Source organism: Micromonospora sp. NPDC049049, assembly GCF_040649115.1.
Taxonomy (GTDB): domain Bacteria; phylum Actinomycetota; class Actinomycetes; order Mycobacteriales; family Micromonosporaceae; genus Micromonospora.
This window is the reverse complement of sequence record NZ_JBEZEX010000010.1, coordinates 162,724-177,730: the sequence shown is the minus strand read 5'-3', so window position 1 is coordinate 177,730 and position 15,007 is coordinate 162,724. Positions and strand designations below refer to the sequence as shown.

General features: G+C 70.7%; 13 protein-coding genes. All 13 read left to right on the top strand.

Annotation, left to right across the window (positions count from 1 at the left end; genetic code table 11):
- Positions 1-297: 297 nt before the first annotated feature.
- The 13 genes from AB0B68_RS13510 to AB0B68_RS13450 all read left to right on the top strand — a co-directional run bounded on the left by AB0B68_RS13510 (position 298) and on the right by AB0B68_RS13450 (position 15,005).
- Positions 298-1,230, top strand: a complete 933-nt coding sequence (locus AB0B68_RS13510; RefSeq protein WP_357206732.1) for an ATP-binding cassette domain-containing protein — start codon at positions 298-300, stop codon at positions 1,228-1,230.
- A gap of 73 nt (positions 1,231-1,303) precedes the next feature.
- Complete coding sequence (locus AB0B68_RS13505; protein WP_357260088.1) at positions 1,304-1,738, top strand: hypothetical protein; 435 nt, start codon at positions 1,304-1,306, stop codon at positions 1,736-1,738.
- A 258-nt stretch (positions 1,739-1,996) separates the two neighbouring features.
- Positions 1,997-2,794, top strand: a complete 798-nt coding sequence (locus tag AB0B68_RS13500) for an ABC transporter permease (protein WP_357260127.1) — start codon at positions 1,997-1,999, stop codon at positions 2,792-2,794.
- Positions 2,795-2,827: 33 nt separating this feature from the next.
- A complete protein-coding gene (locus AB0B68_RS13495) occupies positions 2,828-3,637 on the top strand; it encodes an ABC transporter permease (RefSeq protein WP_357206728.1) in 810 nt (269 codons plus the stop codon).
- 64 nt (positions 3,638-3,701) lie between these two features.
- Entirely contained in the window at positions 3,702-4,727 is a 1,026-nt protein-coding gene (locus AB0B68_RS13490) for a YihY/virulence factor BrkB family protein (protein WP_357206726.1), read from the top strand.
- Positions 4,728-4,986: 259 nt separating this feature from the next.
- Positions 4,987-6,165 carry an ROK family protein gene (locus AB0B68_RS13485; RefSeq protein WP_357206724.1) on the top strand — a complete coding sequence of 393 codons (1,179 nt, stop codon included), beginning with the start codon at positions 4,987-4,989 and terminating at the stop codon, positions 6,163-6,165.
- 133 nt (positions 6,166-6,298) lie between these two features.
- Positions 6,299-7,807, top strand: coding sequence for a sugar ABC transporter ATP-binding protein (locus AB0B68_RS13480; RefSeq protein WP_357206734.1), 1,509 nt, complete (start codon positions 6,299-6,301; stop codon positions 7,805-7,807).
- Positions 7,804-8,931 (top strand): ABC transporter permease, encoded by a 1,128-nt coding sequence (locus AB0B68_RS13475; RefSeq protein ID WP_355009798.1) that lies wholly within the window; start codon positions 7,804-7,806, stop codon positions 8,929-8,931. The genes AB0B68_RS13480 and AB0B68_RS13475 overlap by 4 nt, the downstream gene beginning before the upstream one ends.
- A 98-nt stretch (positions 8,932-9,029) precedes the next feature.
- A complete protein-coding gene (locus AB0B68_RS13470) occupies positions 9,030-10,082 on the top strand; it encodes a substrate-binding domain-containing protein (protein ID WP_357206721.1) in 1,053 nt (350 codons plus the stop codon).
- A 21-nt stretch (positions 10,083-10,103) separates the two neighbouring features.
- Positions 10,104-11,312 carry a Gfo/Idh/MocA family oxidoreductase gene (locus tag AB0B68_RS13465; RefSeq protein ID WP_357206719.1) on the top strand — a complete coding sequence of 403 codons (1,209 nt, stop codon included), beginning with the start codon at positions 10,104-10,106 and terminating at the stop codon, positions 11,310-11,312.
- Positions 11,313-11,957: 645 nt separating this feature from the next.
- Positions 11,958-13,124, top strand: a complete 1,167-nt coding sequence (locus AB0B68_RS13460; RefSeq protein WP_357260085.1) for an inositol-3-phosphate synthase — start codon at positions 11,958-11,960, stop codon at positions 13,122-13,124.
- Positions 13,108-14,055 carry an SCO3242 family prenyltransferase gene (locus AB0B68_RS13455; protein ID WP_357260081.1) on the top strand — a complete coding sequence of 316 codons (948 nt, stop codon included), beginning with the start codon at positions 13,108-13,110 and terminating at the stop codon, positions 14,053-14,055. The genes AB0B68_RS13460 and AB0B68_RS13455 overlap by 17 nt, the downstream gene beginning before the upstream one ends.
- Positions 14,052-15,005: a sugar phosphate isomerase/epimerase family protein gene (locus AB0B68_RS13450; RefSeq protein WP_357205790.1), complete on the top strand. Its 954-nt coding sequence runs from the start codon at positions 14,052-14,054 to the stop codon at positions 15,003-15,005. The genes AB0B68_RS13455 and AB0B68_RS13450 overlap by 4 nt, the downstream gene beginning before the upstream one ends.
- Positions 15,006-15,007: the final 2 nt, after the last annotated feature.

The following is a 15,007-nucleotide window of genomic DNA, read 5'->3' as shown; positions in this document are numbered from 1 at the left end:
CCGAGTAGCCTGCTCGGCGACGCTCGGGTCGCTCGGCTCGGCTTCAGATCGCGGTCGGGGTGGCCCGCCGGGGCTCGCTGCGGGCCCGTCAACGGAAGAGTTGGCTGGTCGGGCACGTGACTGTGAACCATCGGGCGAGCTGATGGGCGGCACGGAAGGACGATACACGTCGATTGGCTGACGGGTGGGGCATCGATCGGCGTTTCGCCGTCGGTGGTACGGAAGTCACTGTGATCGGCCGGTCGCCGGCGGATATGTGCGTGGAGGGGTGTCGGACCGGGCGGTTAGGGTCGGGCGGTGACTTCGGGGCGACCACTGATTCAGGCTCGCGGGCTGGTGAAGCGGTTCGGCGATTTCACCGCCGTGGACGGCATCGACGTCGAGGTTCGCCCGGGTGAGGCGTTCGGCTTCCTCGGGCCCAACGGTGCGGGCAAGTCGTCCACCATGCGGATGGTCGGCTGCATCTCCCCACCCAGCGCGGGTGAGCTGCGCATCCTCGACATGGATCCGGTGGCTGACGGGCCGGCCATCCGGGCGCGCCTCGGGGTGTGCCCCCAGCTGGACAATCTCGATCCGGAGCTGACCGTCCGGGAAAACCTGACCGTCTACGCCCGCTACTTCGGCATCTCCCGCCGGGCGGCCCGGGAGCGCGCCGCCGAGCTGCTCGACTTCGTTCAGCTCACCGAACGGGCCGACAGCAAGGTCGAGCCGCTGTCCGGTGGCATGAAGCGTCGGTTGACCATCGCCCGAGCGCTGGTGAACGATCCGGAGATCGTGCTGCTCGACGAGCCGACCACCGGGCTGGACCCGCAGGCCCGGCACCTGGTGTGGGAGCGGCTGTTCCGGCTCAAGCAGCAGGGCGTCACGTTGGTGCTCACCACCCACTACATGGACGAGGCCGAGCAGCTCTGTGACCGGCTGGTGGTGATGGACGGCGGCCGGATCGTCGCCGAGGGCTCGCCCCGCGCGTTGATCGAGCAGCACTCGACCCGCGAGGTGGTCGAGCTGCGCTTCACCGCCGAGTCGCAGGAACCGTTCGCCGGCAAGCTCGACGGGCTGGGGGAGCGGGTCGAGGTGTTGCCCGACCGGGTCCTGCTCTACGTACCCGACGGCGACGCGGCGGTCGCCGAGGTCACCGCGCTGGGGCTTCAGCCGGCGAACGTGCTGGTCCGGCGCAGCGGCCTGGAGGATGTCTTCCTGCACCTGACCGGCCGCACCCTGGTCGACTGATCCACTCGGCTTCCTGCAAGTCGGGGTGATACGGCGCAGCGGACAGCCCGATTTCCTGAGACTCGAGTGGATCATGCGGGCCCTGCTCGTGGTGGGCAGCCTCGTCGCACTGCTCACCGCCGCGCTGGGCGGTGTGCTGTCCGCCCGACTGCGGGGGGCCGCCAGCCCTCGGGACCGGGCCGCCGACCGCCCGTACCTGCTCATCGTCCTGGCCGAGTTCGCCGCCGCCGGGCTGGGTGCGGCCGTGCTGGTCGCCGCCAACTGGTCCGAGTACGTTCCGGTGCTGGTCTGCCTGGTGGTCGGTCTGCACTTCTTTCCGCTCGCCCCGCTCCTGCGGGATCCACTGCTCCGCCCGCTCGGTGTCGCGCTGTGCCCGGTGGCCGCGGCGGGCCTCGTCACCGGCCTCGCCTCGGGGGTCTCGGCCGGGCTGGTGGTCGGCGTCGGCGCGGGAGTGCTGCTGCTCGGTTACGCCGTGCAGGCGCTGATCCGCGCGTACCGACCGGCCTGACCGGCTGCCGAGGGGACTCGCGGAGCCGACCAGCGGCCATGCCGGTCCAGATCCACTCGGCTTCCAGGAAGTCGGGGCATTGGGGCGGCTCTGACACCGCGACTTCCTGAAAACCGAGTCGATCAACGGGCGGGCCGGGGCGACGGGGGCCAGGCCGCGCGAAACCGAGCGACACGTCGGCGGGGTCGTCGTAGGGTGACCGGCGGTCTGTCGTACCCCTTGGGTAGACAGGTCGTGGTGGACGGCGCGGTGGGCGGGGTGATCGGGGTGAGTGTGACGGGAGCGGCGCGGTTCCCCTGGGTGCCGGCGTACGCGGTGTTCGAGCACTACCTGGTGGGTCTGCGGCGCACCTGGCGGGCCGGGGTGTTCTCGTCGTTCCTGCTGCCGGTGCTCACCGTCGTCGGGTTCGGGCTGGGCGTCGGCGCCTACATCGACCAGGGTGTCGGCGGGGTGCGTTACCTCGACTGGTTGGTCCCCGGGCTGATCGCCTCGACCGCGCTCCAGGTGACGGTCGGTGACTCGACCTGGCCGGTGTTCAGCAACTTCCAGTGGGTCAGGACCTACTTCGCGCAGGGCGCGTCGCCGCTTCGGGTGGGTGACATCGTGGCCGGGCACCTGGCGTTCGTGCTGTTCCGGGTGCTCACCACGATTGTGGCGTTCCTGCTGGTCACCGGGCTGTTCGGGGCGTTGCGGTCGCCGTGGGCGGTGGCCACCCTGCCGGTGGTCGCCCTGCTCGTGCTGGCCGTCGCCGCGCCGACCTTCGCGTACGCGGCGTCGGTGTCGAGCGACAGTTGGCTGGCGATGCTGTTCCGGTTCGCGGTCATCCCGATGACGCTCTTCGCGGGGGTGTTCTTCCCGGTCGAGTCGTTGCCCGAGGCGCTGCGCTGGCTGGCGTACGCGACACCGTTGTGGCACGCCGTGGACCTGTGCCGCGCGGCCACCCTCGGCGTCGCCGCACAGTGGTCGGTCGCCGGGCACCTGCTCTACCTGGCCGCCTGGGCGGTCGCCGGCTGGTTGCAGGCGGTGCGCGCGTTCCGTCGCAAGCTCGTCGTCTGACGAGCAACCCGAAGAGCAAGCAGAGAGGGTGTCGTGGTCACGCTGATCCTGCCCCGGCTGGTCGATGTCTCCGCCGCGTCCCGGCGGTCGGCGTCGGTGGTCGGGCGCAACGTCGCGGCGCTGAAGTCGGTCTACTGGCTGCTGCTGCTCTCCGGCTTCGTGGAGCCGCTGCTCTACCTGCTCTCCATCGGGGTGGGCGTCGGCGCGCTGGTCGGCGACCTGCCGCTGCCCGACGGGCGGCTGGTCTCGTACGCCGAGTTCGTGGCTCCGGCGATGCTCGCCTCCTCTGCCATGACCGGGGCGCTCTCGGAAACGACCTTCAACTTCTTCGGCAAGATGAAGTACATGAAGCTGTACGACGGGATGATCGCCACCCCGGTACGGCCGTTCGAGATCGCCGTGGGCGAGTTGGGCTGGGCGATGCTGCGGGGCAGCGCCTACTCGGTGGCGTTCCTCGGGGTGATGGTCGCGCTGGACCTGACCAGTGTCGGCCGCGCGTTGGCCGCCCTACCGGCTGCGGTGCTGGTCGGGTTCGCGTTCGGGGCGCTCGGCATGGCGATCTCCACCTTCATGCGCAGCTGGCAGGATTTCGACCTGGTGGGCTCCGCACAGTTCACGCTCTTCCTCTTCTCCGGCACCTTCGTGCCGGCGCAGGCCTACCCGACTTTGCTGCACTGGCTGGTCGAGGTCACCCCGCTGTACCGGTCGGTGCACCTGATCCGTGGGGTCGCGCTGGGCGGCGGTGGCTGGGTCTGGGTGCTCGACGTGCTCTACCTGCTGGCGATGCTGGCGGTCGGCCTGTACGTGGCCTCTCGACGGATGGGCAGGTTGCTCTACAAGTAGGGGTTATGTGCGCGCGTTCACGGGGCATGTCCGGAGGTGACACCACCGACGAAGAGGAGGGGCGATGGCCTCGGACGAGTCTTCCGCCCAGCGGGAGCGGGAGCATGATCCCGCGAACGCGCCGGTCGGGCCTGACGCGGGGCCGGACAGCCCCACCGACCTGCCCGGCAGCGGCTGGAAGGCGGCGTTGCGCCGGACGGTCCGCGAATTCCAGGACGACAGCCTGACCGACTGGGCGGCGGCACTGACCTACTACGGGGTGCTGTCGATCTTCCCCGGCCTGCTGGTGCTGATCTCCCTGCTCGGCCTGCTCGGCAAGAGTGCTACCGAGGGCGTCAAGGACACCGTCAACCAGGCGGTGCCGAACGACAGCATCCAGAAGATCATCGAGGGTGCGATCGATACCGCCCAGCAGAACGGCGGCCTGGCCAGCATCGCGGCGATCATCGGTCTGTTGGCCGCGTTCTGGTCCGCCTCTGGCTACATCGGCGCGTTCATGCGCGCCTCGAACACCATCTACGACGTGCCGGAGGGGCGGCCGATCTGGAAGACGCTCCCGATCCGGCTCGGCGTGACCGCGGTGGTCGGGGTGTTGCTGTTGGTCAGCGCGGTGATCGTGGTCTTCACCGGGCGTCTCGCCGAATCGGTCGGTGACGTGATCGGGTTGGGCTCGACGGCGGTCGCGGTGTGGGACATCGCGAAGTGGCCGGTGCTGCTGATCCTGGTCAGCCTGATGTTCGCGATCCTCTACTGGGCCTCACCGAACGCGCGGCACGGCGGCTTCCGCTGGGTCAGCCCCGGCGGGGTGCTGGCCGTGGTGATCTGGTTGGTGATCTCCGGCCTGTTCGCCTTCTACGTGAGCAACTTCAGTTCGTACGACAAGACGTACGGGACCCTCGCTGGGGTGATCATCTTCCTGGTCTGGCTCTGGCTGAGCAACATCGCGATCCTGCTGGGGGCCGAGTTCGACGCCGAGTTGGAGCGGGGCCGCGCCATCGAGGCGGGTCACGACGTTGACGACGAGCCGTACGTCGAGCTGCGCGACGACCGCAAGCTCCGCAAGAAGCGAAATTCTGCCGGCCGTCGCTGACGGCCCCGCGCGAATCGCCCCGCCACCGAGGATCGGCTGGCGGGGCGTTTGCATGTCCGTCGATGGAACTGTTGGCGAGGGGACGCGGCCGGTCCGTGATCCTTTCCTTGATCGACTAGTAGCTTTTGTTCTTTCGGACAAAAGTTGGTCTCGGAACGGCTGAAGCTCTGGACAGGCGGCGTCGAACGCTCTTACTGTGTGGGACACAACACACCGACATTGCGTCGATGTGAACGCTGCCAATGAAGAGGGGGCCCAGGTGCGCACCGTCGACCCCCTGCACGTGCGCCTGTTGCGGCTGCTCCGCGACGAGGGCGCTGTGTCCCGGGCCGAGCTGGGCGACCGGCTCCAGATGCCGCGTCCGCGCATGCTTGCTGAGCTGGATCGCCTGGTGGCGTTGGGTTATGTCGCCGAGGCCGGGCTGGCCGCGTCCCGAGGCGGACGCCGCTCGACTCTTGTCGAGCTGAACCCGAAGCTGCGCTTCGCCGCCGTCGACCTCGGCGCCAGTTCGATGGACGTCGAGGTGGTCAACGGCCGCCTCGAACCGGTGGCCCACTACGCCGAGGCAGCCGACATCCGCAGCGGCCCGAAGGTGACCCTGCAACGAGTGAACGAGCTGCTGCACAAGGCCCGGGTCGACGGCGCGTACGAGCGCCTGGACGCCGTCGGCATCGGCGTACCCGGCCCGGTCAGCTTCCGCGACGGCGTGCCGGTCTCACCGCCGATCATGCCGGGCTGGGACCGATTCCCGGTGCGTGAGCTGCTCAGCCGGGAGCACGGCTGCCCGGCGGTGGTCGACAACGACGTCAACATCATGGCGATCGGCGAGCGGCACGGCGGGGTCGCCCACTCGGTGGACGACTTCCTCTTCGTGAAGATCGGCACCGGCATCGGGTGCGGCATCTACCTCACCGGCGAGGTCTATCGGGGCACCGACGGCTGTGCCGGCGACATCGGCCACATCCAGGTCGACTCGCACGGTCCGATGTGCTCCTGCGGCAACGTCGGCTGCCTGGAGGCGCTGTTCAGCGGCGCCGCGATGGCCAAGGACGCCGCAGCCGCCGCCCGCAGTGGGACGTCGCCGGCGCTGGCCGAGCGGCTGGCGCTGCGGGGTGTCGTCACCGCGCTCGACGTCGCCGAGGGCGCCGTCGAGGGCGACGTGACCTGCATCCAGCTCATCCGGGACGGCGGACGGCGGGTCGGCGGAGTGCTCGCCGGTCTGGTCAGCTTCACCAACCCGTCCATGATCGTGATCGGTGGAGGGCTGGCGCAGCTGGGCCACATCCTGCTCGCCGAGATCCGCAGTGTGGTCTATCGGCGGTCGCTGCCGCTGGCCACCGGCAACCTTCCCGTCGTCCTGTCCGAGCTGGGCGGCCGTGCCGGTGTCACCGGCGCGGCGGTGCTCGCCAGCGACGTCGCCTTCGGGGAAGCCGCATGAAGCTGTTCGAGATTCCGTCGTGAGCGAGGAGGAGACTGTGGCTCTGCCCGAGGATGACCCCGCCACCGCGTCGGCCGAGGCCGTCGCCGAGGCGCCGCTGGTCGAGGCTCCCGCCGACACCGTCGCGGGCGAGGTGGTCCTGCGCCTCACCGATCTGGTGAAGACCTTCCCCGGCGTACGCGCGCTCGACGGCGTGCAGCTGGAGGTGCGTGCCGGCGAGGTGCACTGCCTGCTCGGGCAGAACGGCGCCGGCAAGTCCACCCTCATCAAGGTGCTGGCCGGGGTCCACCAACCGGATTCCGGGCTGGTGGAGTGGCGCGGCGAGCCGGCCACGTTCGCCAACCCGCAGGCCGCCATGAAGGCGGGCATCGCCACGATCTACCAGGAGCTCGACCTCGTCGAGGACCTGTCGGTGGCGGAGAACGCGTTCCTCGGGCACGAGTACCGCAACTTCGGTTTCGTCCGGCGCGGCCGGATGGCTCGGCACACCCGCCAGATCCTCAGCCGGCTCGGCCACGGTGAGATCCCGCCGAATCGGATGGTCCGGTCCCTGCCGGCGGCCGGCAAGCAGATCGTCAGCATGGCGCGGGCGCTGTCGCACGAGGCGCGACTGATCATCATGGACGAGCCGAGCGCGGTGCTGGCCCACGACGAGGTCGGCAACCTGTTCCGGATCATCCGGGAGCTGACCGCGCAGGGCATCGCCGTCATCTACATCTCCCACCGCCTGGAGGAGATCCGCGAGATCGGCGACCGGGTCACGGTACTCAAGGACGGCCGGACCACGGCGGCGAACCTGCCGGCGCGCGACACCCCGACCCGCGACCTGGTGAGCCGGATGACCGGCCGCACCATCGAGTACGTCTTCCCGGACCGGCCGACCGACGACCCCGCCGGCGCCGAGCTGCTCCAGGTGCAGGGGTTGACCCGCACCGGCGAGTTCGCCGACGTGTCGCTGAACGTGCGTGCCGGGGAGATCGTGGGCATCGCGGGTCTGGTCGGCTCCGGGCGTTCCGAACTACTGGAGACGATCTACGGTGCCCGCCTCCCGGAGGCCGGCACGGTGCAGATGGACGGAAAGGTCCTACGGCCCGGCGTCGGCGCTGCGGTTCGCGCCGGCATGGGAATGGCCCCGGAGGAACGCAAGAGCCAGGCCCTGCTGCTCGGCGAGCCGATCTACCGCAACGTCACGCTGGCCACCTTCGGCCGGTACGCGCGCCTCGGCTTCACCAACGCCGCCAAGGAACGCGCCGAGGCGGACCGGATCGCGGAGACCCTGGAGCTGCGGCCCCGGGACGTCGACCGGCCGGTACGCACGCTGTCCGGCGGTAACCAGCAGAAGGTGGTGGTCGGGCGTTGGCTGCTCGGCGGCACCAAGTTGCTGCTTCTCGACGAGCCGACCCGAGGCGTGGACGTGGGCGCCCGAGCCGAGCTCTACCAGGTAATCCGGGCATTGGCCGCTCAGGGCGTGGGGGTGCTGCTGGTCTCCAGCGAGGTGCCCGAGGTGCTGGGTCTGGCCGACCGGGTGCTGGTGATGCGGGAAGGGCGTGTCGTCCGCGAAGCCGCGGCCGGCGAACTCGACGAGAACACTGTGCTTGACCTCGTGATGGCGGGGTCCTTGATGGAAGGCGCACCGGCATGAGCGACGCGACTCCCACTCCCACCGCGACACCGGAGCGCCCGCAGCTTCCGGCGCAGTCGCCTCCGGTGGACCCGGCGGAGACGGCGGTGGCCAGCGACAAAGCAGGATCCGGGGGCAAGCTTTCCTGGTGGCGGGGTGACGGTGGCGACGGTGCCAAGCGCAACCTCGGCCTGATCGGGGTGCTCGCCGCGCTCATCGTGGTCGGCGCGGTCACCAAGCCCGACCTGTACGGCGACCCGAACTGGGTCTGGAACAACGTCCTGGCCATTCTCCAGTTGGCCTCGGTCGTCGGCGTGGTCACGGTCGGGATGACCTTCGTGATCATCGGTGGTGGCATCGACCTGTCGGTCGGCGCGATCGTCGCGCTCGCCGGGGTCTGGTGCACCACAGTGGCCACCCAGAGCTACGGCGCCGCCGGCATGATCTTCACCGCCCTCGCGGTCGGCGTCTGCGTCGGCCTCGTCAACGGTGTGCTCATCTCGTACGGGCGGCTGGTCCCCTTCATCGCGACGCTCGCGATGCTGGTGGCCGCGCGGGGGCTCGCGGCTTCCATCTCCAACAAGCAGACCCAGGTGTCGAGCAGCACCTTCATCAACGACATCGCCGCGCGCAAGGTGATCGGTATCCCGATCCTCGTCTACATCCTCGGCGCGGTGGTGCTGGCCGGTTGGGTGGTGCTCAACCGCACGACCTTCGGCCGGCGGACCATCGCCGTCGGCGGTAACCCGGAGGCGGCCCGGCTCGCCGGCATCAACGTCCGGCGGCACACCATGCTGCTCTACGCGCTCTCCGGTCTGTGCTGCGGTATCGCCGCCATCATGCTCACCTCGCAGGCCACCTCGGCGCAGGCGGCGATGGCCAACCTGTACGAGTTGGACGCGATCGCCGCGGCGATCATCGGCGGGACGCTGCTCAGCGGCGGCCGGGGCACGATCGTCGGCTCGCTGCTCGGCGTCATCATCTTCGCCACCATCACGAACCTCTTCGCCATCAACGGCCTCTCCATCGAGGCGCAGAACATGGTCAAGGGCGGCATCATCGTCGCCGCCGTCCTGGTCCAGCAGTTCCAGTTCAAGTCCGTCACTCGGCTCCTCGCGCGGAACAGGGTCACCACCGCAACCTGACGCACCGCACCGTTGTCCTGGCGACGTCGAGAACGTTCGACGGTGGCCGGGCCTCGCACACCCTCGATAAGTCAAATCCCGCTCCCAGGAGGTCATTCATGACCCAGCACAGTCGCGACCTGTCGCGCCGCCGGTTGCTCTTCGGTGGAGCCGCAGTGGGCGCTGCCACCCTCCTCACTGCCTGCACCAGCAACGAGACCCCGGCCGCCAGCACCCAGACCAAGGCCGCCGGAAACAGTGAGGGCAACAACGCCCCGGGCAAGAAGGTCGTCATCGGCTTCTCCGCCCCGGCCGCCGACCACGGCTGGATGGGCGCGATCCACGCCAACGCCAAGGCCCAGGCCGCGGCCTACTCGGACGTGGAGTTCAAGGAGGTCGACGGTGGGTCGAACTCCGAGGCCCAGCGCTCCACGCTCGGCACCCTGATCGCCCAGAAGCCGGACATCATCGTCGTGCTGCCGCACGACGGCAAGGAGGTCAACGCCGTTGCCCTCCAGGCCATGCAGGCGGGCATCCCGATCGTGAACCTCGACCGGGCGTTCCCCGACGCGCTGGCCTCGCGGCTGGTCATCAAGGGCGACAACTACGGCATGGGCGTGTCGGCCGGTCACTTCATCGGCAAGATGCTCAAGGACAAGGGCGTCGCCAACCCGGTCATCGGTGAGATCGCCGGCCTGGAGATCCCGCTGACCGTCGAGCGCAGCGCAGGCTTCAAGGCCGCCCTGGCGACCTACGGGTTCACGGTGCGCAACCGTCGTTCGGCCGAGTTCACCTCGGACAGCGGCCAGCGCGAGGCGTCCCAGCTGCTCCAGGCGCTGCCGAAGATCGACGCCGTCTGGAACCACGACGACGACCAGGGCATCGGTGTGCTCGCGGCCATCAAGCAGGCCAACCGGTCGGAGTTCTTCATGGTCGGCGGCGCGGGCTCCAAGCTCGCGATCGACGCGATCAAGGCCGACAACACCGTGCTGAAGGCCACTGTCACCTACAACCCGTCGATGGCCTCCTCGGCGGTCTCGCTCGCGCGGCTCATCGCGCAGGGTCGGGGCCTGGGCGACCTGACGGAGCTGCAGGTGCCCAAGGAAGTGACCCTGGCCTCGGAGACGATCACCAAGGAGAACGCGAGCAGCTACGACAAGCTCGGGTTCTGACATACCGGGGGGAGACCCACCTTGTCCACGACAGACAAAGAACTGCGGGTCGGCATGGTCGGCTACGCGTTCATGGGCGCCGCGCACTCACAGGCGTGGCGCACCGTGAACCGCGTGTTCGACCTGCCGACGCGGGCCCGGATGGCGTTGATCTGCGGCCGAGACACAGCGAAGGTGGCGGACGCCGCCGACACGCTCGGCTGGGACGCGTACACCACCGACTGGCGTGACCTGATCAACCGGGATGACATCGACGTTGTCGACATCTGTACACCGGGCGACAGTCACGCCGAGATCGCTCTCGCCGCGTTGGCCGCGGGCAAGCACGTTCTGTGCGAGAAGCCGTTGGCCAACTCGGTGGAGGAGGCACGGGCGATGACCGCTGCGGCGGACGTCGCCCGGGCTTCCGGAGTGCGGTCGATGTGCGGGTTCAACTACCGCCGGGTCCCCGCGGTCGCGATGATGCGCCAGTTGGTCGCCGACGGACGGCTCGGGGTGATTCGACACGTCCGTGCGACGTACCTGCAGGACTGGATCGTGGACCCGCAGTTCCCGCTGGTCTGGCGGTTGCAGAAGGACAGGGCGGGCTCCGGCGCGCTCGGTGACATCGGTGCGCACATCATCGACCTGACCCAGTTCGTCACGGGTCAGCGGATCAGCGGCGTCAGCGCGGTCACCGAGACCTTCGTCAAGGAGCGGCCGTTGCCCGCCGAGTCGAGCGGTCTGGCGGCCTCGGTGGACGGCCACGAGGCGCCCACCGGGACGGTCACCGTCGACGACGCCGCGGTCTTCGTGGCGCGACTCGACGGTGGCGCCCTGGCCACGTACGAGGCGAGTCGGTTCGCTACCGGCCGGAAGAACGCGCTGCGCGTCGAGATCAACGGCTCGCTGGGCAGTGTGGTCTTCGACCTGGAGCGCCTCAACGAGCTGGAGTTCTACGACGCGACCCGCCCGACTGTGGAGCAGGGCTTCAGCCGCATCCTGGTGACCGAGGGCGAGCACCCGTACATGTCGGCGTGGTGGCCCCCGGGCCACATCATCGGCTACGAGCACTCGTTCACGCACGAGATGCGCGATTTCATCGAGGCGGTCGCCACCGGTGTCGACCCGACTCCCTCCTTCGCCGACGCGTTGCAGGTCCAGCTGGTGCTGGACGCGGTGGCCCGCTCGGCGGAGCTCGGCTCCTCCTGGGCCGAGGTGGAACCGACCCTGACCGCGGCGGCTCTCTGACCATCGACCATCCGCGACGGCGGTGTTCGCACCGCCATCGCCCGACTGGCTTTCCGAAGCCGACCGGCGAGGGACCAGCCACGGATTGCGCCCCGTGGCCGGGACAGAGGTCGGCATCGGAGAGCGTGCAGCCGGGCCCTACGGCCCGGTGGCGCACGAGCAGGACGGTCGTCCGGTGCGACCGGACCGGGATTCCCCGGCCGCACCGGAGGACCGCCACCACCGGTGACCTCCGGAGGACCTGATGACACCGCCCGCCGCCGCCCCCGCCCGTACCGCACCCGCTCGCCGATTCCCGGCGGGTAGTGGTTCGGTCGGTGTTCCGGTGGGCGCGGCGGCCTGAGACGCCCGGCCGGGGCACACCAGTGCCCCGACCGGCCGGATGCGGGGGAGGCAGGGTCGAGACGCCGACCCGACCCTGCCTACCAGCCCCGTCTGCTCGCACCTGCCGGGATCCGGTCCGGCGTCGTCGCCGCCGACGCCGACGTCGGGAGCCGGTGCTGTTCCGGTGCGGGGCGAGCGGACGGGGCCCATTCCACCCGGCCCGAAACTTTTCCGAAACTGGGCCGTATCTTTCCGAAACATATTCTGATATTCCTATATTTAGCGGTACCGACGGTTCCTCGGAAATGGGGAAGGAGCACCATGCGAACAGGTGTCTGGCTGGTAGGGGCGCGCGGTTCCGTCGCGACCACCAGCATCGTCGGGGGGCTCGCGCTGCGGGCCGGCCTGGCCGGGCCCACCGGCTGCGTCACCGAGCTTCCCGATCTGCGCGGCCCGGCCCTGCCGGCCTTCGCCGACCTGGTCTTCGGCGGACACGACCTGGCCACCACCCCGCTGTGCAAGCGCGCCGAGGCCCTCGCGGACGCCGGTGTCATCCCCTGGCGGTTGGTCGCCGCGCTCCGCGACGAACTGGGCGTGGTCGAGCAGGAGCTGCGCCCCGCACCGGTCGGCGACACCCAGGCCGAGCGGGCCGAGGCAGTGGTCCGCGACCTGACCAGCTTCCGCGACCGGCACGAGTTGGACCGGGTGGTGGTGGTCAACGTCTCCGCCACCGAGCCGGCCCCTCGACCGCACCCCGCGCACGCCGACCCGGCCGCGCTACGCGCCGCTCTCGACGGGCCGGACGAGGTGCTGCCGGTCAGCTCTCTCTACGCGTACGCCGCGGTGCTCGCCGGCTGCCCGTACGTCGACTTCACCCCGTCCACCGGGCTGCGGCTGCCGGCGCTGGCCGCGCTGGCCGAGGAGGCCCGACTGCCGTACGCCGGGCACGACGGCAAGACCGGGGAGACCCTGGTCAAGTCGGTGCTCGCGCCGATGTTCGCGATGCGCAACCTGGCAGTGGGCTCCTGGTCCGGGGTCAACCTGCTCGGCGGCGGCGACGGCGCCACCCTCGCCGACCCGGCCGCGAACGCGGCGAAGGTGCAGAGCAAGCAGCGGGTGCTCGGCGAGACGCTGGGCTACGTCCCGCAGGGCGGCACCCGCATCGAGTACGTCGAGGAGCTGGGCGACTTCAAGACCGCCTGGGATCTGATCACCTTCAGTGGATTCCTCGGCACCGGCATGCGGATGGAGTTCACCTGGCACGGTTGCGACTCGGCGCTGGCCGCGCCGCTGGTGCTCGACCTGGCCCGACTCACCGCCGCCGCGCACGCCGCCGGGCAGGTGGGGCCGCTGGCCGACCTGGGCTTCTTCTTCAAGGACCCGCTGGGCACGCCCACCCACTCGCTGGGCGAGCAGTGGGCCCGGCTGACCGCCTTCACCCGGCAACTGCACGACGGCGGGGACAGTGATCATGACAACGTTGGCTGATCTCGCCGAGCTGGTCCGGGCACCGGCCGCGCTCTCGGTGCCCGGTGACGTGATCGCCGGGGCCGCGGCGGCGGGCGCGCTGAGCCCGCGTACCCCCGCCCTGGCCGGCGCATCGGTGCTGCTCTACTGGGCCGGCATGGCCGCCAACGACTGGTCCGACCGGGGTCTGGACGCCGAGGAACGGCCCGAGCGGCCGATCCCGAGCGGGCGGGTCACGCCGGCCGTCGCTGTCGGTCTCGCGGCAGGCCTCACGGCCGCCGGCGTGGGCCTGGCCGCCGCCGTGGGCGGTCGCCGCGCCGCCGCGCTCGCCGTGCCGCTGGCCGCCACCATCTGGGGGTACGACCTGCTGGCCAAGAACACCGCGGCCGGTCCGGCCGTGATGGCCGCCTGCCGAGGGCTGGACGTGCTGCTCGGCGCGTCCGGCGGTCGGATCACCCGGGCGTTGCCGGCGGCGGCCACCGTCGCCGCGCACACCTGGACGGTCACCGCGCTGTCCCGCCGGGAGGTCACCGGCGCCGACGCCACCCTGCCGATGCGCACCCTCGCCGGCACCGCGTTGGTCGCCACCAGTGCCGCGGTCGCCGTGCCAGGCGCCTTCCGCACCGCGAACCCCGCCGGGGTCACCGACCGGGCCGAGACCGTCGACGAGACCGGCGTGCGCGCGGGTCGCAGCCGGTCGGCCACGATCGCGGCGCTGCTGCCCGCGGTGCTGGCCGGGTGGTACGCCGCCCGGTACGGCGCGGCCCAGGCCGAGGTTGTCCGGGACCCGTCGGCCAAGCGGGTCCGGGCGGCCGTCGGCGCCGGGATCACCGGGTTGCCGGCCCTCCAGGGAGCGCTCACCGCACGGGGTGGAGCAGGTCTGCTCGGGGTGGCCGTCGCGGCGGCCGCGCCGCTGGGTCGACGACTGGCCCGGAAGGTCTCCCCGACATGAGCGTCCCCGAGCCACGGCCCGGTGCGCCGGTCACCGACGCCACCACGCTGCGCCTCGGGTACGGCACCAACGGGTTCGCCAACCACCGCCTCGACGACGCGCTCGCGGTCATCGCCGACCTCGGCTACGACGGGGTGGCGCTCACCCTGGACCATGACCACCTGGACCCGTTCGCGCCCGGGCTCACCCGCCGGGTCGCCGCTGTCAGTCGACGGTTGGAGTCGCTGGGCCTGGCGGTGGTCATCGAGACCGGAGCCCGCTACCTGCTCGACCCGTGGCAGAAGCACGCCCCGACGTTGCTGCACGACGACCCGACCCGGCGGATCGAGTTCCTCCGCCGGGCCGTGCGGATCGGCGCCGACCTGGGTGCGGAGGCGGTCTCGTTCTGGGCCGGTGTCCGACCCGAGTCGGTGTCACCGCAGTGCGCCTGGGACCGGCTGGTGGCCGGCTGCGCCACAGTGGTCGACGCGGCCGACACCGCGGACGTCACCCTCGGCTTCGAACCGGAGCCGGGCATGCTGGTGCAGGACATCGCCGACTGGCGTCGGCTGCACGCCGCACTGGACAACCCGGCCCGCTTCGGCATCACCCTCGACATCGGCCACTGTCGGTGCCTGGAGCCCTGGCCGGTGCCGCAGTGCGTCGCCGAGGTGGCCGACCACCTGGTCAACGTGCAGATCGACGACATGCGCCGAGGCGTGCACGAGCACCTGGAGTTCGGCGTCGGCGAGATCGACTTTCCGCCGGTGCTGGCCGCGCTGCGCGACGCCGGCTACCGCGGCCTGGTCGCCGTGGAGTTGCCCCGCGACTCGCACGCCGCACCCGCCGTGGCGGCCCGGTCGATCGAGTTCCTGCGTGCCGCCGCGGCCACCGATGACGACCCTGCCCGCACCCTTTGCTCTGCACCCGCCGAGGCGACGCCCGCCAAAGAGGCCCCGGTGCATATATAGGT